Annotated in this window: 21 protein-coding genes; 14 read left to right on the top strand and 7 right to left on the bottom strand. The window is 42.5% G+C overall.

From position 1 onward, the window contains the following. Positions 1 to 84: 84 nt before the first annotated feature. The 6 genes from recA to MTO98_RS29425 all read left to right on the top strand — a co-directional run bounded on the left by recA (position 85) and on the right by MTO98_RS29425 (position 6,433). Positions 85 to 1,104, top strand: coding sequence for a recombinase RecA (gene recA / locus MTO98_RS29450; protein ID WP_243482613.1), 1,020 nt, complete (start codon positions 85 to 87; stop codon positions 1,102 to 1,104). A gap of 194 nt (positions 1,105 to 1,298) precedes the next feature. Beyond that, a complete protein-coding gene (locus MTO98_RS29445; RefSeq protein ID WP_243482612.1) occupies positions 1,299 to 1,847 on the top strand; it encodes a transposase in 549 nt (182 codons plus the stop codon). Between the two features lie 141 nt (positions 1,848 to 1,988). Continuing rightward, positions 1,989 to 3,104 carry a cyclopropane fatty acyl phospholipid synthase gene (gene cfa / locus MTO98_RS29440; protein WP_243482611.1) on the top strand — a complete coding sequence of 372 codons (1,116 nt, stop codon included), beginning with the start codon at positions 1,989 to 1,991 and terminating at the stop codon, positions 3,102 to 3,104. A 129-nt stretch (positions 3,105 to 3,233) separates the two neighbouring features. Continuing rightward, positions 3,234 to 3,590 carry a Bor family protein gene (locus tag MTO98_RS29435; RefSeq protein WP_243482610.1) on the top strand — a complete coding sequence of 119 codons (357 nt, stop codon included), beginning with the start codon at positions 3,234 to 3,236 and terminating at the stop codon, positions 3,588 to 3,590. A 6-nt stretch (positions 3,591 to 3,596) separates the two neighbouring features. Beyond that, positions 3,597 to 5,105, top strand: coding sequence for an FAD-binding protein (locus MTO98_RS29430; RefSeq protein ID WP_243482609.1), 1,509 nt, complete (start codon positions 3,597 to 3,599; stop codon positions 5,103 to 5,105). Beyond that, on the top strand, positions 5,090 to 6,433 hold the full coding sequence (locus tag MTO98_RS29425; RefSeq protein WP_243482608.1) for a hypothetical protein: 1,344 nt from the start codon (positions 5,090 to 5,092) through the stop codon (positions 6,431 to 6,433). Before MTO98_RS29430 ends, MTO98_RS29425 begins: the two co-directional genes overlap by 16 nt. Here the strand turns inward: MTO98_RS29425 and MTO98_RS29420 are convergent. Beyond that, positions 6,430 to 6,909, bottom strand: a complete 480-nt coding sequence (locus tag MTO98_RS29420) for a DinB family protein (RefSeq protein ID WP_243482607.1) — start codon at positions 6,907 to 6,909, stop codon at positions 6,430 to 6,432. The genes MTO98_RS29425 and MTO98_RS29420 overlap by 4 nt on opposite strands. 148 nt (positions 6,910 to 7,057) lie before the next feature. Between MTO98_RS29420 and MTO98_RS29415 the strand changes: the two genes are divergently transcribed. From MTO98_RS29415 to MTO98_RS29405, 3 genes are all read left to right on the top strand, one after another. Then, a complete protein-coding gene (locus MTO98_RS29415) occupies positions 7,058 to 8,779 on the top strand; it encodes a glycosyltransferase family 39 protein (RefSeq protein ID WP_243482606.1) in 1,722 nt (573 codons plus the stop codon). A gap of 8 nt (positions 8,780 to 8,787) precedes the next feature. Next, entirely contained in the window at positions 8,788 to 9,813 is a 1,026-nt protein-coding gene (locus MTO98_RS29410; protein WP_243482604.1) for a hypothetical protein, read from the top strand. A 216-nt stretch (positions 9,814 to 10,029) separates the two neighbouring features. Continuing rightward, positions 10,030 to 10,755: a DUF2490 domain-containing protein gene (locus tag MTO98_RS29405; RefSeq protein WP_243482603.1), complete on the top strand. Its 726-nt coding sequence runs from the start codon at positions 10,030 to 10,032 to the stop codon at positions 10,753 to 10,755. Between the two features lie 226 nt (positions 10,756 to 10,981). Here MTO98_RS29405 and MTO98_RS29400 read toward each other — a convergent pair whose 3' ends face one another. From MTO98_RS29400 to MTO98_RS29375, 6 genes are all read right to left on the bottom strand, one after another. After that, the gene (locus MTO98_RS29400) at positions 10,982 to 11,821 is read right to left on the bottom strand and encodes a DUF2911 domain-containing protein (RefSeq protein ID WP_243482602.1); all 840 of its coding nucleotides are present in this window, start codon (positions 11,819 to 11,821) and stop codon (positions 10,982 to 10,984) included. A 48-nt stretch (positions 11,822 to 11,869) separates the two neighbouring features. After that, on the bottom strand, positions 11,870 to 12,892 hold the full coding sequence (locus MTO98_RS29395; RefSeq protein WP_243482601.1) for a proline iminopeptidase-family hydrolase: 1,023 nt from the start codon (positions 12,890 to 12,892) through the stop codon (positions 11,870 to 11,872). Between the two features lie 209 nt (positions 12,893 to 13,101). After that, a complete protein-coding gene (locus MTO98_RS29390; protein ID WP_243482600.1) occupies positions 13,102 to 13,845 on the bottom strand; it encodes a head GIN domain-containing protein in 744 nt (247 codons plus the stop codon). 236 nt (positions 13,846 to 14,081) lie between these two features. Further along, positions 14,082 to 15,746, bottom strand: coding sequence for a M1 family metallopeptidase (locus MTO98_RS29385; protein WP_243482599.1), 1,665 nt, complete (start codon positions 15,744 to 15,746; stop codon positions 14,082 to 14,084). 11 nt (positions 15,747 to 15,757) lie between these two features. Next, on the bottom strand, positions 15,758 to 17,428 hold the full coding sequence (locus MTO98_RS29380) for a M1 family metallopeptidase (RefSeq protein WP_243482598.1): 1,671 nt from the start codon (positions 17,426 to 17,428) through the stop codon (positions 15,758 to 15,760). 216 nt (positions 17,429 to 17,644) lie between these two features. Next, complete coding sequence (locus MTO98_RS29375; RefSeq protein WP_243482597.1) at positions 17,645 to 19,501, bottom strand: CocE/NonD family hydrolase; 1,857 nt, start codon at positions 19,499 to 19,501, stop codon at positions 17,645 to 17,647. A 263-nt stretch (positions 19,502 to 19,764) separates the two neighbouring features. Here MTO98_RS29375 and lpdA point away from each other — a divergent pair, with 263 nt between their 5' ends. From lpdA to MTO98_RS29350, 5 genes are all read left to right on the top strand, one after another. Further along, on the top strand, positions 19,765 to 21,168 hold the full coding sequence (gene lpdA / locus MTO98_RS29370; RefSeq protein WP_121234164.1) for a dihydrolipoyl dehydrogenase: 1,404 nt from the start codon (positions 19,765 to 19,767) through the stop codon (positions 21,166 to 21,168). 108 nt (positions 21,169 to 21,276) lie between these two features. Beyond that, positions 21,277 to 21,897, top strand: a complete 621-nt coding sequence (locus tag MTO98_RS29365; RefSeq protein ID WP_243482595.1) for a TlpA disulfide reductase family protein — start codon at positions 21,277 to 21,279, stop codon at positions 21,895 to 21,897. Positions 21,898 to 21,899: 2 nt separating this feature from the next. Further along, complete coding sequence (locus MTO98_RS29360) at positions 21,900 to 22,340, top strand: sterol desaturase family protein (RefSeq protein ID WP_243482594.1); 441 nt, start codon at positions 21,900 to 21,902, stop codon at positions 22,338 to 22,340. 137 nt (positions 22,341 to 22,477) lie between these two features. Further along, a complete protein-coding gene (locus MTO98_RS29355; protein WP_243482593.1) occupies positions 22,478 to 23,458 on the top strand; it encodes a glycosyltransferase in 981 nt (326 codons plus the stop codon). 32 nt (positions 23,459 to 23,490) lie between these two features. Then, positions 23,491 to 25,161, top strand: coding sequence for a glycosyltransferase family 39 protein (locus MTO98_RS29350; RefSeq protein ID WP_243482592.1), 1,671 nt, complete (start codon positions 23,491 to 23,493; stop codon positions 25,159 to 25,161). Positions 25,162 to 25,174: the final 13 nt, after the last annotated feature.

The following is a 25,174-nucleotide window of genomic DNA, read 5'->3' as shown; positions in this document are numbered from 1 at the left end:
TCAACAATTCACCAAAAAAATAAATTACTAAAAAAATTAGTAATTGTGAAAATTGTAATTATATTTGCTTAAGAAAATAAAACGATGGCTACTACAGATAAAAACAGCGATAAATTAAAGGCATTACAGCTTACATTAGATAAGCTGGAAAAATCATACGGCAAAGGCACCATCATGAAATTGGGCGACTCCGTTATTGAGCAAACTGAAGTTATATCAACTGGCTCATTAGGGCTTGATATTGCTTTGGGGGTTAACGGTTTACCTAAGGGAAGGATCATTGAGATATACGGGCCTGAATCATCAGGTAAAACAACCTTGGCTATCCATGCCATTGCCGAATCGCAAAAGAAAGGCGGCATCGCAGCTTTTATTGATGCGGAGCATGCTTTTGACCGTTTTTATGCCAAAAAATTAGGTGTTGATGTTGAAAACCTGCTGATCTCTCAGCCAGATAATGGTGAGCAGGCGCTGGAAATTGCCGATAACCTGATCCGTTCGGGTGCTATTGACATCCTTGTTATCGACTCTGTTGCTGCATTGGTACCAAAGGCCGAGATCGAAGGTGAAATGGGTGATTCAAAAATGGGTTTACATGCCCGTTTAATGTCGCAGGCATTACGTAAGCTAACCGGTACCATCAGCAAAACCGGATGCTGCTGTATTTTCATTAACCAATTGCGCGATAAGATTGGTGTTATGTTTGGTAACCCCGAAACTACCACAGGCGGTAACGCATTGAAGTTTTATGCTTCGGTACGTTTAGATGTACGCCGGATCTCGCAAATTAAAGATACCGATGAGGTTTCAGGTAACCGTGTAAAAGTTAAGATCGTTAAAAATAAAGTTGCCCCTCCATTCCGTATAGCCGAGTTTGATATCATGTTTGGCGAAGGTATTTCAAAAGCAGGCGAAATCATTGATTTGGGGGTTGAATACAACATCATCAAAAAGGCAGGTTCATGGTTTAGCTATGGCGAAACCCGCTTGGGCCAGGGCCGTGATGCCGTTAAACAACTGATTCTTGATAACCCTGAACTGCAGGAAGAACTGGAAAGCAAGATCAAAGAAACTGTAACCGGCGAAAGCATGGAAGAAGTTTAATCAGTATTGATACAATTTTAAAAGTGATTTAAATCTATCTACCTATGAGAAGAGCTCCCCGCAAGGGGGGCTTTTTTTATAGATAGCTGCCAATATAGCTGCCGCGGGTTTAGCGTAGCGTAACCCGTGGTGTAGCATCATTTAAGCTTCCAGCTTAAATAAAACCAACTTAAATAAAATCAATAACCTAAGCCATGAGCCGCAATTACAAATTCCACAACCAGGAATTTCCCTATTTTGTAACTTTCACTGTTGTACAATGGATCGATGTATTCACCCGAATTGAATACAAACATATTTTGGTTGAGAGCCTAAAGTATTGTATCAAAAACAAAGGCCTTAAATTATATGCCTGGATAATAATGAGCAATCATGTGCATTTAATTATCGGTACTACAGATAAACCAATGCAGGATATTTTAAGGGATATCAAAAGGCACACTTCTAAAACCATTATCAAAGCAATTAAGGAGAACTTGCAAGAGAGCAGGCGCGACTGGCTGCTTTGGTTTTTTGAACGTGCAGGTTGGAAGAATCCAAGCAACGAATATTACCAGTTTTGGCAGGCGGGTAGCCATCCCATAGAACTTTTTGGAGTTAAAATGATAGATCAAAAGCTGGATTACCTGCATAATAACCCGGTTGCTGCCGGTTGGGTTGATAAGCCGGAGCATTTTCTGTATAGTAGTGCCAAGGATTATGCAGGTGATAAGGGCTTAATTGATATTGAATTGATGTTTTAAGCTGAAAGCTTAAAACATAGTAAACCACAGGTTACGCTTCGCTAAACCTGCGGCAGCTATTGTTAGACCCACGGTAGTTTTTTTCCTCTTTTCAACAAAAAGAATATCTTTATCACCGCATAAAACGGAAACTAAAAAACTATGGGTTCATCAAAGGAGATTGTTACAAATATGTTTGCTGCAGGTGGGATCACCATGAATGGTACCAATCCCTGGGATCCACAGGTACACAATCCTAAATTGTATGATCGTTTGCTGGCCGGTGGTTCATTGGGTTTCGGTGAAGCTTACATGGAAGGCTGGTGGGATTGCGAAGCCCTTGATGAGTTCTTTTTTCGTGTGCAATATCACCGGGTTGATAAAATGATTCCCCGTGATTTAAATACGCTTAAGTATTTCTTAAAAGCAAAATTTGGCAACCAGCAAACCAAATCAAAGGCTATAGAAGTTGCACATAAACATTACGATATAGGCAATGACCTGTTTGAGCAAATGCTTGATAAACGTATGATGTATTCTTGTGCCTACTGGGAAAATGCGCAAACATTGGATGAAGCCCAGGAAGCCAAGCTTGATTTGATCTGTCGTAAATTAAAGTTGGAGCCAGGCATGCGCATGTTAGAGATTGGATGCGGTTGGGGAGGCTTTGCCAAATATGCTGCCGAAAAATACGGTGTATCGGTGGTAGGGTTAACTATATCTAAGGAGCAGGCTGTACTTGCCCGCGAAATCAATAAGGGATTACCGGTTGAGATCAGACTGGAAGATTATCGGGATATTGATGAAAAATTCGACCGGATTGTATCCATAGCCATGTTGGAAGCCGTAGGATATCGTAATTACAGAGCCTATATGGAAACTGTTGCCAAAAACCTAACCGATGACGGCATTTTTCTGCTGCATACCATCGGCGGCAACTATTCTACCAAGATTACCGACCCTTGGATTGATAAATACATCTTCCCTAATGGCATGCTGCCATCTGCAGCACAGCTCTCAACCGCATGGCAGGGATTATTTATTCTTGAAGACTGGCATAATTTCGGCGTATATTATGACCGCACTTGTATGGAGTGGCGCAAAAACTTTGAACAAAGCTGGCCTGATCTAAGTGACAAATATGGCGACACTTTTTACCGTATGTGGCGCTACTATCTTAGTGCCAGTGCTGCATCTTTCCGTTCAAGAAAAAATCATTTATGGCATATCGTTTTAACCAAGCCTAAACATTTAGGATTGTACAAGTCAATAAGATAGGCTTTCTCTGCATGCAGGCCGCCAAAAAGGCGTAAAAATACGTATCAATAAACGGGTTTTTACTTATCTGAAAATCAAGTATTTGGATTTACTTTAATTTATTTCAGTTAAATCCTAAATACTTGCCTTATGCTGCCATCATATTTAAAGTGGTCTTCACGCTTTTATCAAAAAAGTGTATCCGCCCTATTGCTCTCATTATTATTAAGTAGTTGCTACACCGCCCGGGTCGAAACCAAAGCGCAGGCAGGCTCAGAGGTATCACATCAAAATGTAAACTTCTTTTTTTGGGGCGCTATCCAAAGCCCAAAGCGAATAGTTACTCCTGTATGTGATTCACTTGGCTCCAATGGCATGGCCGAGGTAACGGTAAAAAATAATTTCGGTTATTCGTTGCTAACTGTAGTAACCCTGGGTATATGGAGCCCTGCAAGGGTTGAGTGGAAATGCGGTAAACCTTGTGCTAAAGAAGGCACTATAAAATAAGCAGCTATGAAAGTAATTAAAACAGGAGTTAGCAGTTGGGAAAACCGGCACGAAACTTTTATTGAGCAGATAAAAGATTTGTATGAATTAGGGAACGAGGATAACCTCGATGCACTTGAAGGTTACAATGACGCCACCAAAGGCCTTCAAAACCTGATTAAAGAAGCCATAGATACCAACACTCCATTACGATCATTAGGCGCTGGCTGGTCATGGACAAAAATAGCCACCGTTAAAGATGGCGTAATGCTGGATACAAAGCCACTTAATACCAGGTTCTCGGTTGCAGATACGGCCGTAAACCCGGCTTATGCCGGTAATAAAGATCAGCTGCTTTTTGCACAAAGCGGAAACGGCATTTGGGAGCTGGGTGCATTTTTGAAAAACAGGGGCTTGTCACTTAAAACATCCGGAGCCAGCAACGGGCAAACCATAGCCGGTGCAGTGAGCACGGGAACCCATGGTTCGGCATTTGACTTTGGTGCCACGCCTGATTTTGTGGTAGGGCTGCATATTGTATTAAGCCCCGATAGGCACATTTGGCTGGAACGGGCCTCTGCACCAGTAGTAGCGCAAAGGTTTGTGGATTTGCTGCAAACAGAATTGGTACAGGACGATGAACTTTTCAACGCTGCTTTGGTAAGTTTTGGCAGTTTTGGCATCATCCACGGGATGTTAATGGAAACAGAGCCATTGTTTTTATTAGAAACTTATGTGCAGCGATTGCCTTACGATACCGAACTGCGTGGTATGATGGAAACACTTGATTTTAGTAAAACCAATAAGTTGCCGTGCGGCAGTGAACGCCCGTTCCATTTTTCGGTATTGTTAAATCCGTATGATCTGGATAAAGGAGCCTTTATAACCACCATGTATAAGCGGCCATATCGAACCAACTATCAACCACCTGTTGACAACGCGGCTGGGATTGGTCCGGGGGATGATGCAGCAAGCTTTATAGGTACTATTACTGATGCCGTACCTGCTTTGATCCCTATTGTGGTTACCAAAGTGCTAAACACCAGCATGACGACTAATACTGAGCCTCACTTTGGTACACTGGGCGAAATTTTTAGCAATACTACTTTAAGGGGCAAATTGCTAAGCTCTGCAATTGGTTTCCCGGCCGAGCTTTCGCCAAAGGTTGCTGACCTGATGCTGAAGATCAATAAGGATATAGGGCCTTTCAGTGGTGTGTTTTCTTTCAGGTTTGTTAAGCAAACAAAAGCTACATTGGGCTTTACACGTTTTGAACATACCTGTATTATGGAACTGGATGCACCGTTATCAGACAAGGCTTATGATTTTTACACCCAGGTGTGGCTGATGCTTGAACATGAAAATATCCCCTTTACTTTTCATTGGGGCAAAGCTAATGAAGTTACTCCCGAACGGATTCAAAGGATGTACGGAGATGCAGCCACCCGCTGGCTCAACGCCCGTAAAACCCTGCTCAATGCCGATTGCCAAAAAGTTTTTACCAATCAAATTACACAGCAATGGGGCCTGGCCTGACACAAGGAAACCCGGCAAAAGTTGTACTGTGTTGCCTGCTGTTTTTGTGCTGCAAAATGGATGGTTTGAAAGCCCAAACCCGCGGGCAAATCATCGATGAGATCAAAGCGGTAAATAGTAAGGTAACCAATTACAACAATAATAACGGGCAGGGGATGCTGATCTCCAACAAAGCCATGAATATTTTCCTGTCAAACAAAGTGAGCTCTTATCTCTCCGGAAATGAGGATCTTTCTTTGTACAAAAACTATGTTAATATTAACGCGGCAGAAGGAATGATCAGCATCAATCATAATTTTCACCAGCCGGTAGATAGTGATGATTGGGTAAGATCATTTGTGGTAGTGGGAGCAAGGGTAAACATTGCCAATGCATATTCGGCAAAGACTGCAAACCGGTATTTTGACAATCAGCTTGGGTTCACTATTCAAAATACATGGATGGGAAAGCCTAAAACGCATTACCTGGCAAATGGTGATTTCAAAAAGCAAATGGATGCTGCCCGTGCATTAATGGTAAATACAATTGCCCAAAACATCAACAAAAAAGCCGAAGAGTTTGAACAATCACTTAGCAATTTGAAGCAGGATGAAGTGCCAGGACAAGATCTGACTGAAGCAAAAGGCAAACTTCGTAAAAACTTCTATGCCGCACTGCGCGCTGACTATCTTCAGCAGTTTTCCGAACAACAATCGGAATTGATGGTAAATGCGGCCAGTTTTAATCTGGTTACCGATAACTGGACAACCCTGGGGATTTATATTCCGGTTATACCACAAAAATTTATGGTTAGTGACAACGTTAACAGTGCTGTTAACAAACACTATAACTATCCGCTCGAATTATTTGCGAGCCATACCCAATTTTGGGAGAGCCCTAAATTGGGGCGGATCTTTTTAACGTTTACGGGCAAGGGCTCTATTAATAATTCGGTACAAAGCGGTTCATTACTCAGCGCAGATATTTCAGGAACACAAGGCACAGACGGTATCAATACGGTTATCATAAATAGGGGTAACAGGTACATTGGTGAATATAAAAACTTTATAACACCGGTTGCAGCGGGCAAGCTGGTATATATTCCCGGCACCTCGCATGTTGGCATTAGTTTCAGGATCGAGAAAAATTGGGGGAGTTATAAGGCTCTCAACTCCATTATAGGCATCCCCATTGTTTTGATCGATAAAAAAGGTGTCCCCGCTATTAATTTTGAAGCACAGCTATTGCTTCAGGATATGAATAATTCCTTAAATGGTACCCATCTGCCTTATAACAAAACTGCAATTGGGTTAACAGTGGGAATCCCGTTTAGTAAAATAGTTTATTAAACAAGCTTGCTCATCTCTTCTAAAACTGCCCTTTTTAAAGCCATTATATAGCCCGTATGCAAACCATCATGAAATGGCACAAAGCGGATGGCTTCGTTAATATTATTTAGTGTAACACCAGAGCTGGTTGTGGTAGTTGGATAATTTGCAAAAATACCCGCGTGGTAATCTTCTTCCAGCTTTTCAATGGTTGAAATAAGCAGTTCTTTAACCTCAGCTATATCATCGGCATCAATAAAACCCCGGGGGCTTGTTCCGGGACGGTAAGGGGCGTAAAATTTATCATCTACTGCAATAGGTACGCCTGCGCGGGTGTAGCAAATACCTTGTTGCCCTGAGATGATGTGGGCCAGGTTCCAGATCACGTTATTATTAAACCCGGAAGGTATATGATTAAGTTGTTCGGGGGTAAGGCCCTCAACAACTCTAAGCAACATCTGGCGGGTATTTTTTATAACCTCAAATTCTTGTTTCATTTTTATCAGAAGAGTTAAGGCTTTACAGCTATGCTAAATTATGAAGATTGTGGTATAATTTCGTCAAATTATCACATCGCTGCCGCCAAGGTTTTATGGCTTATATCTTTTATCATACCTTTGCCCATTCATTTACTCATCCATTTTAATGCAGGATACTTCTTTAAATAGTGCGCAGGTAAAATATAATAAGCCAATAATTTATTTTTTACTATTGTGGGCATTGCTAAATGCTGTACAGGCATTTACGCTCGAGATCCATGCAGATGAAGCGTACTATTGGGTTTACTCCCGGTTTTTAGACTGGGGATATTATGATCATCCGCCCATGGTAGCCGTTTTTATTAAAGCAGGCTACAGTCTCATACATAATGAATTTGGGGTGAGGTTATTCACAGTTATCAGCACCACCGCGTCGTTATACCTGATGTGGGTTATGTTAAAACGGTATAAAGTTAATGCTGTTAACTTCATATTGGTGATCTCGGGTATCTTTGTATTTCACATTTATGGCTTTACCACCACTCCCGATGCGCCGTTGCTATTCTTCACGGTACTATTCCTCTATTTTTATCAGCAGTATATTGAACAGGATAGTTTAAAGCTGGCTGTTATATTAGGCGTTGTAATAGCGTGCCTGCTGTATAGCAAGTATCATGGTATTTTGCTGATAGCTTTCACGCTGGCTTCTAATATCAAATTATTAAAACGGGGTACTTTTTATGGCATTGTGCTGCTGGCTGTGGCTTTATATATACCCCATATTTTATGGCAGGTACGCCATGATTACCCTTCAATAAGCTATCACCTTAATGAGCGCTCGGCCGATGATTATCAGTTGGATAATACCTATTTATACCCGCTGGGGCAATTGCTGATGGCAGGGCCGCTGATTGGCTGGTTTTTATTCTATAAAGGTTTCGGCGCTAAAATACAGGATGTTTTTACCCGTACTTTACTTGTGAACAGTGTGGGGATTTTGCTGTTTTTCTTTCTTACCTCTTTTAAAGGCGAGGTACAGCTCCATTGGACGCTTATTGCCTATGTGCCGCTGAGCATGCTGGTTCTTATCAGTTTTGCAAAGCCCGGGGGCAAACCAGCCTGGTTTAATCGTTTGGCTATTGTAAATGTAAGCCTGATTTTACTTGTACGCATCTGTATTATATGGGGGCCGCCCTTTTTGTTAAAAATAGATGCAATGAAAAGCTTTTTTGGTTTTAAGGACTGGGCACATCAAATCAAACAAAAGGCGGGTGATAATTATGTGATTTTTTACGAAGGTTTTCAGGATCCTTCCAAATACAATTTTTACAATAATACCACCCACGGATTGGCTTATGATTCGCGCCATTACCGCCGCACCCAATATGATATCTGGCCGATAGAAGACAGCATTCAGCATAAAAAAACTTATTACTTATTGGATGTTTGGGTACCTGGCGTAACAACCGACTCCATTAACATATTTGCCGGTAAGTGGTACGGCGGCTGGGTTGATGATACCCGTACCTATCAGCGGGTTGAATTTGAAGCGCCTTTAAATAAAGCAACAGTTAATGCAGGGCAGAAAATTGATTTCGATCTGACGGTTAAAAACCCTTATCCATTTGCCATCGATTTCAGTAATAAAGATCAAAAACATCCGGTGTTTTTTGAAGCCTGTTTCTTTAAAAAGACAGATCAGATCACTAATCAGGAAGCCGACGATTCGTTTCATAATATTGCCCTGAAACCCGGCGAAAGCACTCATTTTAAATTTAACGTAAAGGTGCCTGATCAGCCGGGCCGATACCAACTCATTTTTTCACTCCGTACCGAACCTTTTTTTGGGGGACGTAACAGCAAGAGCATCAATATTACAGTAAAATAAAATCAGCTATGTTTAAACGCATATACCTTTTAATCTTTTTTTCGATAATAACCACTACTGCAGCCCTGGCGCAAGGCAGCCTTGATATTCATTTTAACGGCTTAGGTTTTATGGATAACCGCGAATACAAGGATTTTGTGGCCCGCTCGCGTACCTATTCGGGCGTGCGTACCGCGCTTGACCTTGGTTTAAATGTGGATAGTGTGAACCATTTCATTGTAGGTGTTAACGGTATTCACGAGTTTGGCGCTAAACCTTATTTTTTGAAAGTTAACCCGGTGGTATATTACAGCTTTACCGGCAAAAACTGGCTGTTTAACGCCGGTGCTTTCCCGCGGGAAGGTTTACTGGATGACTATCCCCGGGCTTTGTTAAACGATACTTTACGGTACTACCGCCCAAACGTTGAAGGTTTGCTTACACGTTTTCATAATGATCATTTAACCGAAACAGTTTGGATTGACTGGGTAAGCCGCCAAACGGTTACAGACCGGGAGCAGTTCCTGTTTGGTTTCTCGGGTAAATACCGACCAAGCTTAACCGGACCTTTTTATTTATCACACTATTTTTTGCTGATGCATGATGCCGGTGCGGAAATTTTGCTGCCTAACGATCATATCCAGGATAATGGTGGCGGGCAAATAAGATTAGGGCTCGACTTCAGTCATAAAACCATTTTAGATTCGTTATCTATTGAAGCAGGTGCTATGACATCATTTGAACGGGTACGTGGTGTTGATGGTTTCAGGACACCTACCGGCTTTGTGGCCAACGCCTATTTAAGCTGGAAACGTTTTGCCTTGTTTGATGAGTTTTACAAAGGCCAGGGCAGCCATATTATTTATGGTGATGCTTTTTTTGAAAAGAAAACTTATAACCGTTTGGATATCATTTACACGCCGTTTTTGTACAAACGTGTAAAAGGGCAGTTTATATTGAGCCTGCACCAAACACCTGGTTACAGCAGCAATCAGGAGGCCTTTAGGGTAACGGTTGACCTGGGCCGCCAAACACTGGTGAAGTTTAAAGATTGATTTAAAATATAAACATGGTCATTTTGATGAACAGGTTAGGGAATGTTGAAAGAGGAGAAAATCTGTACATCTTGCTTTAACCAGTTACGATAGCTCTTTGCGGTGTATAAGATTGCTCTTTTGCCCCGGCGCTCATGTCGCCCGTACGTTATCGAAATGCCATGATTTCTATTATCTTTAATAAATGTTAACCTTTATAACACACATATAATATCCATGCAATTAAAAAAACAACTATTAATTTTTGCAGTACTACTGCTTGCGGCGCCTGCAAAGCTGCTTGCACAAGACAATCAGTTTTCGGGCTGGGCGGCTATTTTTCATAGTCATAAATTATCCGAGCATTGGGGCTACTCTTTCGACGGGCAATTGCGCTCGCATGATGAGGTAAGTTATCTTAAACATATCCTGCTTCGTCCTTCGGCCAATTACTATTTTGCCAAGAACAAAGTAGGTGCGTTAGGGTATGCCTATATTGCTACTTACGGCCGCACGCCCGCTAATGAAACAACTTTTCGTCCGGAGCACCGGATCTGGCAGCAGTACACTTATACCCACAAGCTTACCAAGCATATACAGCTGGCTCACCGTCTGAGGTTAGAACAGCGCTTTTTAGGAAATACTGCCGATAATAAAAACGACAGATATTTTGCCCAGCGTTTCAGGTATTTTGCCCGTGCAGTGATCCCGATGAAACCTGATTCGGACGTATTTACAAAAGGCACCTTCCTCGCCCTGCAAAACGAGGCTTTTGTAAACGTGCAAAACAAAAACAAAGTAAACAAGCATTTCTTTGATCAAAACCGTGCTTACGTAGCGGTTGGCTACCGTTTCAGTAAATCATTTGATGCCGAAGCGGGTTATCTTAACCAATATATTAAACAAGCCGATGCCTATGTGGTAAACCATGTAGCTCAGGTGGCTTTTTATACAAGGTTTTAAGACCAAAAATTCCCCTCTTGAGAGGGGGCGCGGAGGAACGAGCGGTAGCAGGGGTGTGTTTCTGCGGTAGACTTATCAAAGCAGAAACACACCCCTCCGCCCCTCTCAAGAGGGGAATCGCACAAACCCAATCTTTTTTAAGATTTGTTTCTTACTTTATAAACAAAAAAACCTTGCCAATATCACTGGCAAGGTTTTTTATTAGCGATGATAGGCGATTAATATATCATTTCTTCGCTTGCGCAATCACCTCATTATTTAAACGTATATACTCATCCGTTTTCGTGGCGGTGGCCATTTTTACACCTTCCTGCGCGGTTGTTATAGCTGTGGCTTTATCTCCTTTTTTCAATAAGATCCGTGCCTTCCATAGTTTAGGAACAAATGGCGGAAAATCTTTGTTTTTTTCCAGCTCGGTAGCCCAGGCTAATGCTTTGTCCATGTCTTTATTATTGTTGTAATAGTAGATCAAAGCTTCGTAATAAGGTTTTTTATCAGTTTTCATGGCCGAATCGATCCGTGCCATTACCTTGGCGTCGATATCGGTGGTCATGTGGACCGTGAAACCGCTGTGCTCCCACATCATTTGCAAATCGCAGCTGGTAGTGGTTACATTAGTAAAAGCGAGCGTCATTGTTTCGGTAAGTGCAGAGATACGTTCTGTTTTTACTTTGAAGCGCAGGAAATCATCGGCTTCCTTGTACAGATACGCACCCCATTGTTTCGGCTGTTTGCTGAGGATGATTGTCCACTCTTTTTCGCCGGGAATACTGAACAGACCGTACTCGCCTGCCGGGATCTTGTTGCCTTCCATGCTCACCTCATCGGTAAATTTAATTACCGTGGCCGAATTTGCTCCCGTGCGCCAAACGGCCCCATAAGGCTCCAGGCCTCCAAATATTTTGCGGCCTTTTACATCAGGACGCGAGTAAGTAAGATTGATTTTTCCGAGGCCAAAATCCTGCGCAATACTTTGTGTTGAGCTGGGTTGCGGTGTTAACTGCGCATAAGTATTTATCGCAGTAAAGGTCATCATGGTGATGATGCAGGTAAATAACTTTTTCATAAAAGTGTGGTGGTTAAAATAAAAGATGCTGTATTAATAATTGGTGTTTTACTTTTTATCTGCTGTAAATGTACCTGCGTCAACATCCTTCAAAAATGCGAGTAGATTTTTGAAATAATTTTGCTGATCATCATACATGCTCAGGTGGCTGCCATTGGGGCAAAGATAGGTACGGCTGTTGGGCAGTAAACGGCCTTCTTTTTTCATATCCTCCGGATTCATTTCGTCATGTACACCGCCTAAAACCAACGTTGGCACTTTGATATCAGGTAGTTTATCCCAAAATTCCCAGTTCTTGAAATTGCCGGTTACGTGAAACTCATCAACACCCTGCATTTGTATATAAATAGTGTGGTTGGCTTTTTTAAAAGCACGCCACAGCGGTTCGGGCCAACTCTCTATTGGAAGCCTGCAAACAACCTGGGTATAAAGCTTATTCATCAGCAGATCGTTGTATTGGGGCGAGTCGTATTGTTTCAGTCTGTCTAACGAGTCAAATACGGCGATATCACGGGGCGTGAAAAACTTTTTCTTTAATTCAGCAGCATACGCAACGTAGCCTTTGATACCCGCCGTCATGTTTGACAATACAGCGCCCTTAACGTGCGATTGGTATTTGTGCAGGTATTCCATAGCCAGCATACTGCCCCACGAATGCCCGAGTATATAAAAATTATCAAGCCCCAGGCCCTTGCGTACTTCTTCTACCTCTTCAACATAGCGGGGAGTGTTCCATAAAGAGGTGTCGGCAGGTATATCCGAATTACCACAGCCCAATTGGTCGTAATAATAAAACTCGATGCCTTCTTTCGGCAAAAAATCCTCAAAGCATTCTAAATAGTCATGTGAAAACCCCGGACCGCCATGCAGCAGCAATACTTTTATTTTGCCATCACCAACTTTTTTTGTCCACACGTTATACTTCCCGGCAACCTTGATCATTTTGCTGCCCCCGGTTTTTATTTCGTAAGGCTTGTTTGATGAATCGGCAGAGGTATCTGCAGTTGGTTTTGATGGATTATTGCATGCGTAAAAGCAGGCAGCAACAAGGATGAAGAGTAGCTTTTTCATGTGAACGACAGGAATGGTTGATGGACATCTTTGTATAAAGATACTAAGAAGCGGAATAAAAGCAGCTTCGTCAGATTATAAAAAAAGCGTCATTGCGAGGTACGAAGCAATCGCGAACTATACAGGGCGGACCTGCAAATCGGGTATTGCTTCGTACCTCAGCAATGACGCTGCGATATATTTTAACAGGTTACTGTTAGGCAGGGCTTTTAAAGCCTCTCGATATCTCCGCTGCCAGCTTTTGAGCTCGAAATGTTTTTAGCTCCGCCGGTGTAATGCACATCGCCCGAACCGCTTACGGAGGCATCAATTTTACTGCTGGCATTGATGGTGGCATCGCCTGAACCGGCTATATGCACTTCGGTGTTAATGGTGATCAGATCGCGGGCGGTAAAATCGCCTGAGCCCACAACATTCACTCTCGAATTATCGGCACGGCCCGAAAGTTTCATATCGCCCGAACCCGAAATACTGCTGTCGAGGTTTTTAGCATTTACTATGCCCAGCATATCGCCCGAGCCAACTACCTTTAGTTTCAATGAATTGGTGGTGATCCCTTCTTTAAAATAAACATCGCCCGAACCGGCAACGTTAATGCTGGTCATATCTTTAGCTACCACATGGACTATCATTTTACGGTTGCGTCCAAAACTCCAGTTATCCCAATTGGTACCTTTTTTACTATAAATTTTCAATACACCGCCCTGAACTTCGGTAATGATCTTGTCGATCACGTCTGAAGGCGCTTCAACTTTTACCGATTCGTTTGAGCCTTGGGTAAAGTAAACATCAAATGAACCTGCAAGGTCAATAGCGCTGAAACCTGATAAATGACGATCCTGCGTGGTTTGATCGGCATGTTTAACAATAGGGTTTACTGGTTTAGCCGTAGTGTAACCTGTTGTTCCCGCTGCCAATACGGCGGCTAATAATATTTTTGAAATAGATTTCATAATGGTTGTTTTAGTTTCGTTTTCAAATTAGACGCCGGCAGGGGGAGGAAAGTTGCACGGGATTTGGATTTTTTTGTGGGGTGGGTAGGTGAGTGGTCGATTCGGTTGATTGAGTGAGTGGTTGGTTTTGGGGTTAACTTTCTCACCTTATAAAAGCAAGACTTAGGAAGTTTTTAAAACTTCCTAAGTCTTGCTTTTATTTTTGGGCTAAACCACTCACCTAATCAACCATTCACTCAATCAACTTTTATATAATAATTAAAGGTATCCACCTCTACATTGTCCTTAGTTATGCCGTCAATTTTGACAGGGGTAAACTGGGTGGTTGGTTTAATAAAGATATACCCGCCGCCTTTAACGCGTACCCTTACCGGCATGTTGAACCCTTCGGCATTAGCTACCCATTTTGAGTAAAGCTTGCCGTCTTTAACAACAAATTGCAGGGTTGGGATATCTTTATAATGCAGGTACTGGTCAAATACCGGGGCCAGGTTCATGCCCGCCTGTTTGCAGATGTAACCCACAATATCATCATAGGTAACTGTTTTATGGTAGAAGGTTTTGTTAAGTCCGCGGAGGATGCTGCGCCATTTATCATCGTTGTTGATGATGGTGCGCACCATGTTTAACAGGTTGCCGCCTTTATAATACATATCGCCCGAGCCTTCCATGTTTACGCCGTATGGGCCTACAATGGGTTTATCATTACGAATGTTTTTGCGGGTACCGTTCACATATTCCTGCCCGGCTTGTTTACCATAATAGGTTTCAATGAACAGCGACTCGGAATAATTGGTAAAACTTTCGTGGATCCACATATCGGCTACATCTTTTGAGGTGATGTTATTACCAAACCACTCGTGACCGCTTTCGTGTACCACAATGAAGTCCCACTTGAGGCCCCAGCCTGTGCCTGAAAGATCGCGACCGAGGTAGCCGTTTTGGTAGTGATTGCCATAGGCTGTACCGCTTTGGTGTTCCATGCCCAAATGCGGCGTTTCAACTAACTTGTAGCCATCTTCATAAAAAGGATAAGGGCCAAACCAGTATTCAAATGATTTAAGCATCCGCGGAGCGTCAAGTTCCCATTGCTTTTTGGCTTTATCAATGTTGTAGCTTAACGGCCAGTAATCAAGCGTTAGCGGACCTTTTTCGCCCTGGTAAGTGCCTTCAAAGTGGGCATAGTCGCCAATGTTGGCTTCTATGTCATAATTGTTGATGGGGTTAGCCACAAACCAATCAAAGCGAGTGTAGCCGTTGTTCAGATCGGTTACCTTGCGCAGCCTGCCATTAGATACATCTTTTAAACCGTTGGGTGCGCTGATGCTGATGAGGGCGCTGTCCACCTCGTCATACTGATGATCTTTAGTAGGCCACCAAATGCTTGCACCGATACCCTGGCAGGCCGTTGCCACCCAGGGTTTTCCAAGCGAATCGGTAGTGTAAACTACGCCGCCATCCCATGGGGCATGTTTAGCTATGGTTGGATTGCCCGAGTAATAAACAGTAAATTCATCCTTGCTGCCTTTTTTTATTGTTTTTGGGAAGGTAACAAACACGGCGTTAAACTCGCGGGTAAAAGGTATCTCGGCACCTTCGTAAAGTACCTTCTCTACTTTTAAATTGGCAAACAGATCGAACTGCAGTTTGCTGAAGTTTTGAGTAGCAGTGAATTTAAACAGATTGCTGCCGCTGATGAATTTTTTATCGATATCAAATTTAACATCAAGATGGTAGTAGCTGATATCATAACAGGTGCGCAATGGCGTTAAGCTGCCCCGAAGCGAATCGGCACGGGTAAATGTTTGCTTGTTGGTACCTAATTGAGCATGAGCAACCTGGAATGCAGCGCCTAAAATAGCTATCGACAAGGCGCATATATTCATTAGTTTCTTTTTCATTTATTCTTGATTTAATCCATGAGCGAACCCACGTAGTAGTTTAAATAATCAATTTCGATATTATCTTTAGTGGCACCTTCAATTTCAACCGGGCTAAGCTTCCTGGTTGGCGTAATGAATTTATATTCGCCCCCCTTAACACGTACCCTGATTGGCATATTGAAATCTTTTGCTTCGGCTATCCACCGGCAATAAAGTTTATTTTCGTGACTGGTGAATTCAAGAACGGGCAGGCTGCGGTGATGCAGATATTGATCAAAAATTGCCGAGAAGTCCATGCCCGATTGCTGGTTTATAAAACCTACCACATCATCGTAGCTAACTGTTGTATGGTAAAAAGTTTTGTTAAGCCCGCGCAGGATGCCGCGCCATTTTTCATCATCATTAATAATAGTGCGGATCATATTAAGGAAAACCGCACCCTTAGAATACATATCGCCCGAGCCCTCTTTGTTCACATTATAAACACCAACTATCGGGCTGTCATTATTAATGGTGAGCCTTAAGCCGTAGTTGTAATCCAATCCGGCTTTTTTACCCCAGTTATCCTCAATAAAAAGCGACTCGGAGTAGCAGGTGAAACTTTCGTGAATCCACATATCGGCAGCGTCTTTATCGGTGATGTTATTACCAAACCATTCGTGCCCGCTTTCGTGTACAATAATGTAATCCCATTTGGTACCCCATCCGGTGCCCGACATATCATAACCCAGGTAACCATTTAAAAAACGGTTGCCGTAGGCTGTGGCACTTTGATGTTCCATACCTAAGTGAGGTGTTTCAACCAGTTTGTAACCATCTTCATAAAAAGGGTAGGGGCCAAACCAGTGTTCAAATGCCTTTAACATAGGTTTTACATTGGCTGCGAATTGCTTTTTTGCTTTTTGGAGGCTGGTTGGCAGCACCCAGTAATCAAGGCTGAGTTTGCCTTTTTCGCCCATGTAGGTATCGTCAAAATGTACATAATCGGCAATGTTGGCAACCACATCATAATTGTTGATCGGGTTGGCTACAAACCAATCAAACCGGGTATAACCATCCTTAAGCGGGGTTACTTTACGCAACCTGCCGTTAGAAACATCTTTTAAACCTTTGGGCACGCTGATGCTGATCATCATGCTATCAACCTCATCGGCCAGCTGATCTTTAGTAGGCCACCAGATGCTTGCGCCAATACCTTCGCAGGCAGTGGCTACAAATGGTTTGCCCAACGAATCTTTTTTGAAGACAACGCCTCCGTCCCAGGGAGCGTTTACCGCTATTGTTGGGTTGCCCGAGTAATAAACGGTAAACTCATCTTTACTGCCTTTAGTTATAGTTTGAGGGAAAGTAACAAATGCGGCATTACCATCGCGGGTAAATGCTACCTCTTTTCCTTTATAAACAACCTTTTCAATTTTTAGGTTGGCAAACAGATCGAACTGGAGTTTGGTAAAATCCTGCGTGGCGGTAAATTTAAACTGGTTGCTGCCGCTGATGAATTTTTTATCGATATCAAATTTCACATCAAGGTGATAGTAATTGATATCATAACAGGTACGCAAAGGAGTAAGCATACCACGAAGTGAATCGGCATGGGTAAACTGCTCTTTTTCTTTCAGGAGCTGGGCACTGGCCTGCTGGCTAATTGTTGCGGTGCTTAGTAAGGTAAGCGCTGCCAGATATAGTTGTTTTATTTTCATGTACTTAATTGTAACAGGTTAAAAGGTATCCATAATAGCTAAGTTAAAGTTTTTTTAACGCATGTCATTTCGATGGAGCAGCGGGGGCATCATGAGGTGGCGCGAAAGAGAAATCTTATACGCTCTGTAAAGCTGCTTTGCAGGTTTGCTCTTTGCTCGTATAAGATTTCTCCCTATGGTCGAAATGACAAAAATGGTAAGCCTGATCACTACCAACTATTTCAACACCTGCACATCAATAAAGCTATCGTTATAAACTGTTTCGGTAGCTTTGATATAATCACTTTCATCTGCTTTATAAGGGTTCTCCACATATTTTTGTGGGTTGCGAGCCACTATCGGGAACCAGGTGCTTTGTACCTGGATCATAATACGGTGACCTTTTTTGAAGGTATGCAGCACATCCTGCAGGCGGAAGTTAACGTCAGTTTTTTGATTAGCTACCAATGCCTCTGGTTTTTCAAAGCTGTTACGGAAACGTGCCGGCATTACCTCCGAACGTACCATTTGCCAATAATTACTCAGGATGATGTTTTTATTAGGCATGTATGGATTGTTAGGCTCATCTGACGGATAAACATCAATCAGCTTCACAACAAAATCGGCATCGGTACCTGTGGTTGCAATTTTAAGGTGTGCCATGATCTCGCCGCCAAGGGTTACATCATCATTTAAAACCTCACTTTGATAAACCAACACATCCGGGCGGCGACCGGCAAAGCGCTGGTCTTCGCTCATATAATTGTGCGGCGTAAAGCCCATAGTAGTGGTATTGTCCTCAGTATAAGGAACCGGTTTAAGCGGATCACTTACGTATGAAACTGAACCGGCAGATGCTGCTTGAGTGGTTGACAGCTTGCCATCGGCACCTAAAAACATTTTTTCGTGTACGGCATTTGGGGCAGGCCATTTATCAAATGTTGCCCATTCTTTTTTGCCGGTGTTAAACATATAGGCATTAGGCAGGCCCGAGTTTTTATCGCCATTGCCTTTCAGGAAGTGATTGAAGAATTTAGCCTCGATATTTTTTTGATAGAATGTTGCCACGCTATCGCCAAAGTAAACATTGCTGTGCATGGTATGCCCCGTTTCGCGCGACCAGCGGCCGTGCCCAAATGGGCCCATCACAATGGTATTGTAGGCGCTGGGATCGGTTTTGTTAATGGTTTTGTAAATAGCCAGCGGACCGGTTAGATCTTCTGCATCAAACCAGCCGCCTACCAGCATCACGGCAGGTTTTACTTTGCCGTAGTGTTTCAACAGTCCGCGTTTTTGCCAAAACTCATCGTAATTAGGATGATTAATGGTTTCCTGCCAAAAGAAATTATCCTTGTAAAATTTATCGGCATTTTTAAGCGGGCCCAAATCTAACAGGTATTGATAACCATCTTTACTATCGGGTTTAAGCATGGTATACCAGGCTTTGCTGGTTGTATCCGTTTTTTGAACACCAAATACCGGGAAGGTAAAAAAGTAGCCCTCAATAAAAGCACCATTATGGTGGAAATCGTCAAAAAAGAAATCGGAGATAGGGGCCTGCGGCGATGAAGCTTTCAGGGCCGGATGGTTTGAAAGGATGCCCGCAGCGGTGTAAAATCCCGGGTAGGAGATGCCATACTGCCCAACCTTGCCATTGTTGTTGGCTACGTTTTTAACCAGCCAGTCGATAGTGTCATAGGTATCAGAACCTTCGTCGACATCTTTTTTGCTTTTTTTGTTGTCGATAACCGGGGTCATGTTGGTCCAGGTGCCTTCGCTTTTGTAGCGGCCGCGTACGTCCTGGTAAACAAAAATATAACCCTCTTTCATCATAATTTCAGATGGGCCAAGTCTTGCCGGGTATTTATCCTCGCCATATGGGGCAATGCTGTAGCAGGTACGCTGCATCATCATCGGATACTTGTTTTTGGGCGAAGCGTCATTCGGGGTATAAATTGAGGTGAACAGTTTTACACCATCGCGCATGGTGATGTACACATCTTTTTTGGTGAAATGCTCCTTTACATAAGTGCTTTGGGCATTAACGCCGGTGCATAGCAACACCAGCGCGAAAAAAAGGTTGATTTTCTTCATGAGATCAGTCGGGTTAATTGGGCTAATTTAATAAACAGTTCATGATAAACCGATTTATCAGCGGTTCTGTTACAAATAGGTTAAAATGCTGTTAGTTTGGGATAAATCTGAACCATGATTTATGGGATTAAAAGATTGTCGGGATTTTGTCTGAATTAAATGAATTTTTAGAATTTGCCTGGTATTCTGATAATTCCTTAACTCGATAAATTCAGGTTCAGACAATAATCCTTAACTTTGCCCACCATAAAATACACACTACTATGCAATATGATGTTATAGTTATAGGTTCGGGCCCCGGTGGTTATGTAGCCGCTATCCGCTGTGCCCAGCTGGGTTTAAAAACCGCAATTGTTGAAAAGTATAATACCCTTGGCGGTACTTGCCTTAATGTGGGCTGTATCCCCTCAAAGGCGCTGCTTGATTCGTCTGAACATTACCACAATGCCGCTCATGCTTTTAAAACACATGGCATCAACCTGAAAGATCTTTCGATAGATTTTGGGCAGATGATCAAACGCAAACAGGAAGTTGTTGATGCCAACACCAGCGGTATCAGCTACCTGATGAAGAAAAACAAGATCGACACCCACTTTGGCGTAGGGTCATTTAAAGATAAAAATACCATCACCGTTAAAAAGAGCGATGGTACTGTTACCGAGATCACCGGTAAAAATGTGATTATTGCCACAGGTTCAAAACCTTCGGCACTGCCATTTTTGCCAATCGATAAAAAACGCATTATTACTTCAACCGAGGCTTTAACCCTGAGCGAAGTGCCTAAACACCTGGTATTGATCGGTGGTGGCGTTATCGGCTTGGAGCTGGGTTCGGTTTATGCACGTTTAGGTGCCAAAGTATCTGTAATTGAATTTATGGATGGTATTATTCCTACTATGGATAAAGGCTTAGGTCGCGAGTTGCAAAAAGTATTGACCAAACTGGGTATGGAATTTTACCTGGGTCATAAAGTTACCGGAGCTGCTGTAAAAGGCAAAGAAGTAACCGTTAGCTTTGATACCCCTAAAGGTGAAAAGAAAGAATTGAAAGGCGATTACTGCCTGGTAGCTGTTGGCCGTATTGCTTATACCGATGGTTTAGGATTAGAGAACATAGGCATTACCGTTGAAGAGCGCGGTCGTAAAATCACAGTTGACGAGCACCTGGAAACCAAAGTTAAAGGTGTTTACGCTATTGGTGATGTGATCAAAGGCGCTATGCTTGCCCACAAAGCCGAAGATGAAGGTACGCTGGTTGCCGAAATTATTGCCGGCCAAAAACCACATATTGATTACAACCTGATCCCCGGAGTAGTTTATACCTGGCCGGAAGTTGCCGCAGTTGGCCAAACAGAAGAGCAATTGAAAGCAGCAGGTGTTAAATACAAAACAGGTTCATTTCCATTCAAAGCAAGCGGTCGTGCCCGTGCAAGCGGCGACCTTGATGGTTTTGTAAAAGTATTGGCCGATGCCACTACCGACGAAATTTTAGGCGTACACATGATTGGTCCGCGTGCTGCAGATATGATAGCCGAGGCTGTTGTGGCTATGGAGTACCGTGCAAGTGCCGAAGATATTTCGCGTATGAGCCATGCTCACCCAACTTACACCGAAGCCATGCGCGAAGCGTGTTTAGCAGCTACTGAAAACAGGGCGATACATATTTAATTTCGGAATCGGGATTTTCGATTTCGGATTTTTAATTTGAATATTTAAAAGCGGTTATCATTTGATAGCCGCTTTTTTAGTTTTAAGTTAGTGGTAAATACTTCTGTTATGAAAGTGATAACCTATTCCTTATTCGCATTTTTAATTTTGATCGGCCTTACGGTTAATGCGCGAACCAAACAAATCAAATCGGTACCTGATATTGAAGTTTATGATATCAGCGGAAAACATACAACCCTAAAGCAATTGGGCCAAAATAAAGTGTTGTTCATTGATTGCTGGTTTGTGCCGTGCCCACCCTGTTTTCGCGAGATGGGGATGCTGCACAAGCTTTACGCTAAGTACAAGGATAATAAGAATTTTTGTTTCATAACATTATGCCAAACCGATAGCGGCATAGTTAAGCGGTTTATTGCGCAGGATAAGTCGATAGCGAATTTTGTGCAGCTGTATAAGGATTTTAGTAAGCGGCAGGATTTTAAGCTACCTGTTTACTTTATACCCGGTTGCAATGAAAAAATTTATACAGGCAAAACTTTAGCTAAATATACGCCTGATGACAAAAACAAATGTCCCGACAGGCAGTTTGGTTTTAGGGGATATCCAACGGTTATTATCTTCAATAAGCGAGGAAAGCTGATTTTCAAGAAGACCGGCTATGGTGATCACGAAGATGAAAACAACCTAAAAATGGAAAACCTGATAGCGCGGAACGTAGCAGCTAAATGATCATGAAAGCATTGGCAGACATAGGGATTGTGATATCAACAATTGCAATGATGGAACTCATTTCCTGGGCTATGCATAAATACCTTTTTCACGGCCCGTTGTGGTTTATCCACAAAACCCATCACCAGCAAAGGCACGGCTGGTTTGAATTGAACGACCTGTTTAGCATAGGCTTCGCGACTTTTGCTTTATGGCTGATGTGGGTTGGTCATTTGAGTTTGGACTACCACTTTTGGATAGGTACAGGGATAAGTATTTACGGAACCATCTATTTCATTTTTCACGACTGGTTTATCCATAACCGCTTTAAAGCTTTTAAAAGCGATAACCGCTACCTGACCGGGATTCGCCGGGCGCATAAGATCCATCATAAATCAACAGAAAAATACCCCTCGGAAGAGTTTGGGTTATTGGTGGCGAGCAGGAAATGGTTTAAGAAATGAACCTTGATTTATGGGATTTATGGATTGTTTGGATTAGAGTTTCGAGTATCGGGGGAATCCATAAATCCTATAAATCATGGTTCAGACAATTATTGAACGACTCATTCCGCTGCTAATATTATCTTTGCCAAATATCTATGAACATCCTCATCGTAAACAATACCCCAATCCCGGCAACTAAATACGGTGGTACCGAACGTATTATCTGGTGGCTTGGCCGCGAGTTAAACAGGCTTGGTCACAAAATCACTTACCTGGTAGGCGAGGGATCAAGCTGTCCGTTTGCAAAGGTGTTGACTTATGATCCAGCTGAAGACATCAACCAGCAGGTACCCGATGATATCGATGTAGTACACTTCCAGTTCCAGGTGAGTGGTTTTACTAAAAAGCCTTATATAGTTACGGTTCATAATAACCCGGGGGGAGTGCAGCTGGATCTTAATTCGGTATTTGTATCGGCCAATCATGCGCAAAGGCATGGCTCAACGATGTTTGTACATAATGCAATTGATACAGCCGATTACCAGATTCCCGATCTGAATAACAAGCGTACCCATACCCACTTTCTTGCTAAAGCTGCCTGGCGGATCAAAAATGTAAAAGGTGCTATTGATGTAGCTACCATGAGCGGGAATAAACTGGTAGTACTTGGCGGTACCCGGCTTAACCTAAAAATGGGACTGCGTTTTACACCTAACTTAAATGTTCGTTTTAAGGGTATGGTAGGGGACGAAGCAAAATCGGTAGTGATGAACAGTTCGAAAGCGCTGCTTTTCCCTGTATTATGGCATGAACCGTTCGGGATAGCCATTATTGAAAGTCTTTATTTTGGATGTCCGGTTTTCGGCACCCCTTACGGATCATTGCCCGAACTGGTACCTGCAGAGGTTGGCTTGCTCTCGGCAAGTAAATCTGAATTAGCCGCCGGGCTTAAAAACGTTGAAAACTTTAATAAGAAATACTGTCATGAGTATGCGGCTGATAACTTTAACATCGGTAAAATGGCCGATGCGTACCTAACGCTGTACGAACGGGTTTTAAAAGGGCAGGCGTTAAATTCTGAACAGCCCAAACTGGTCAATAATGATCAGCCCAAATACCTGCCGTGGAATAATTAAAATTCAGCTATTTTTGGGCATAAATATTTTTAGTGGATAGTTCAGCAGCTTCAATTTTTTCATCACAAAAACGGCCTTACTTAGTAGTGCTGCTATTGGCCATCGTACTCAATATAGCGGGTATTGGCATCCGGTTCTTTACCGATGATCCGGCTTTGTATTCGGCCCTGGCCCGGAACATAGCGCAAAGCGGCAATTTTACCGATTTGATGTATCACGGTGCCGACTGGCTTGATAAACCTCATTTTCCTTTTTGGGCCATTGCCATCAGCTTTAAAATTTTAGGAGTAAATACCATTGCCTATAAATTGCCTGCTTTGTTGTTCTTTTTCATGGCGGTAGTTTACACCTATAAATTGGCCAAAAAGTTTTATGGTGATGAAACAGCCATTATTGCTATCCTGATATTGCTTACAGCGCAACACAGCGTAATGTCAAATACCGATGTACGTGCCGAACCTTATATTATGGGCCTGCTTATGGGGGCAGTGTATCATTTTTACAAAGTAAAAGAACAGTTCAGCATGGCCGATGTATTGCTGGCATCAGTATTTACGGCCTGCGCGGTAATGACCAAAGGTATCTACCTGCTCATCCCGATTGGGACTGCAATTATTGGCGATTATTTATTTAAGGGGAATATTAAAGGTGTTTTCCATTGGAAATGGCTGCTCGCATTTATATTGGTAGTGATTTTTTCCTTACCCGAAATCTATTCGGTATACACCCAGTTTGATCTTCATCCCGAAAAAGTTGTTTTTGGTCGCACGGGAATCTCGGGAATTCACTGGTTTTTATGGGATAGCCAGTTCGGTCGTTTCAACAATAATGGCTATATCACCAATACCCACGGCGATAAACTGTTTTTTGTACATACCTTACTCTGGGCTTTTGCACCCTGGGCAATCATCCTGTTTTATGCGCTTTTTGCCACCATCAGGAAAATGGTTAAACGTGTGGCACAGCCCGAGTATCTATGTATTTCGGGCGGGGTATTGATGCTGCTTATCTTTTCGGCATCCAAGTTTCAGCTACCTTTTTATACCAATATCCTGTTCCCGTTTTTTGCTATTATAACGGCGGTTTTTATTGGTTCATTAAAAACTGGTGCCGGGTTTAAGTTTTTCAAGATCGCGCAATATATAATGACAGCCCTTTTATTGATAGCTGTTATTGCGCTTAATTTTATCTTCGCGCCCGAATGCTGGCCCCTGTTTGTTTTGTTAATTGCTGGGTTTATAGCGTTATCCATCTACATATATAAAAAGCCAACACAAGTTTATCAGCCAATATTTTTGTTTACATGCGTCGTATCTATCCTGGTGAACGCTTACCTGGTTTCAGTTGCTTACCCAACTATTGTTGATTACCGCGGAGATCTTTCTGCGGCCGAATATCTAAATCAAAACTATCCACAGCAAAAAGTTAGCGCTACAGTTTTATCAAACACTTTTGATTTTTACTACAAAGGCAAGGCTACCTATACCAATGTTGACGCTATCGTGAAAAACGATACGCTAAAGAATCAAATCATTGTTGCTGATGAAAAAGTAATAGCTGAGTTAAAAGCAAAGGGAATTAATTATAGTACCATCAAAGCCTTTCAGGATTTTCCTCACGAAAACCTGAGCCTGCCCTTTATCATCAAAAAGAAAAGGGCAGCTACTTTAGATCGTTTTTACTTGATCAGGCTTAGTGAATAGGAGGCAGCCTGCT

Origin of the sequence: Mucilaginibacter sp. SMC90 (genome assembly GCF_022811725.1) — a bacterium.
In the GTDB taxonomy this organism is placed as follows: domain Bacteria; phylum Bacteroidota; class Bacteroidia; order Sphingobacteriales; family Sphingobacteriaceae; genus Mucilaginibacter.
The sequence above is the reverse complement of the archived record's forward strand: the minus strand, read 5'-3'. Positions and strand labels throughout refer to the sequence as shown.

Excerpts from the sequence above, each read along its gene's own strand:
- recA (WP_243482613.1), top strand. The coding sequence starts at position 85 with ATGGCTACTACAGATAAAAACAGCGATAAATTAAAGGCATTACAGCTT.
- MTO98_RS29445 (WP_243482612.1), top strand. The coding sequence starts at position 1,299 with ATGAGCCGCAATTACAAATTCCACAACCAGGAATTTCCCTATTTTGTA.
- cfa (WP_243482611.1), top strand. The coding sequence starts at position 1,989 with ATGGGTTCATCAAAGGAGATTGTTACAAATATGTTTGCTGCAGGTGGG.
- MTO98_RS29435 (WP_243482610.1), top strand. The coding sequence starts at position 3,234 with ATGCTGCCATCATATTTAAAGTGGTCTTCACGCTTTTATCAAAAAAGT.
- MTO98_RS29430 (WP_243482609.1), top strand. The coding sequence starts at position 3,597 with ATGAAAGTAATTAAAACAGGAGTTAGCAGTTGGGAAAACCGGCACGAA.
- MTO98_RS29425 (WP_243482608.1), top strand. The coding sequence starts at position 5,090 with ATGGGGCCTGGCCTGACACAAGGAAACCCGGCAAAAGTTGTACTGTGT.
- MTO98_RS29420 (WP_243482607.1), bottom strand. The coding sequence starts at position 6,909 with ATGAAACAAGAATTTGAGGTTATAAAAAATACCCGCCAGATGTTGCTT.
- MTO98_RS29415 (WP_243482606.1), top strand. The coding sequence starts at position 7,058 with ATGCAGGATACTTCTTTAAATAGTGCGCAGGTAAAATATAATAAGCCA.
- MTO98_RS29410 (WP_243482604.1), top strand. The coding sequence starts at position 8,788 with ATGTTTAAACGCATATACCTTTTAATCTTTTTTTCGATAATAACCACT.
- MTO98_RS29405 (WP_243482603.1), top strand. The coding sequence starts at position 10,030 with ATGCAATTAAAAAAACAACTATTAATTTTTGCAGTACTACTGCTTGCG.
- MTO98_RS29400 (WP_243482602.1), bottom strand. The coding sequence starts at position 11,821 with ATGAAAAAGTTATTTACCTGCATCATCACCATGATGACCTTTACTGCG.
- MTO98_RS29395 (WP_243482601.1), bottom strand. The coding sequence starts at position 12,892 with ATGAAAAAGCTACTCTTCATCCTTGTTGCTGCCTGCTTTTACGCATGC.
- MTO98_RS29390 (WP_243482600.1), bottom strand. The coding sequence starts at position 13,845 with ATGAAATCTATTTCAAAAATATTATTAGCCGCCGTATTGGCAGCGGGA.
- MTO98_RS29385 (WP_243482599.1), bottom strand. The coding sequence starts at position 15,746 with ATGAAAAAGAAACTAATGAATATATGCGCCTTGTCGATAGCTATTTTA.
- MTO98_RS29380 (WP_243482598.1), bottom strand. The coding sequence starts at position 17,428 with ATGAAAATAAAACAACTATATCTGGCAGCGCTTACCTTACTAAGCACC.
- MTO98_RS29375 (WP_243482597.1), bottom strand. The coding sequence starts at position 19,501 with ATGAAGAAAATCAACCTTTTTTTCGCGCTGGTGTTGCTATGCACCGGC.
- lpdA (WP_121234164.1), top strand. The coding sequence starts at position 19,765 with ATGCAATATGATGTTATAGTTATAGGTTCGGGCCCCGGTGGTTATGTA.
- MTO98_RS29365 (WP_243482595.1), top strand. The coding sequence starts at position 21,277 with ATGAAAGTGATAACCTATTCCTTATTCGCATTTTTAATTTTGATCGGC.
- MTO98_RS29360 (WP_243482594.1), top strand. The coding sequence starts at position 21,900 with ATGAAAGCATTGGCAGACATAGGGATTGTGATATCAACAATTGCAATG.
- MTO98_RS29355 (WP_243482593.1), top strand. The coding sequence starts at position 22,478 with ATGAACATCCTCATCGTAAACAATACCCCAATCCCGGCAACTAAATAC.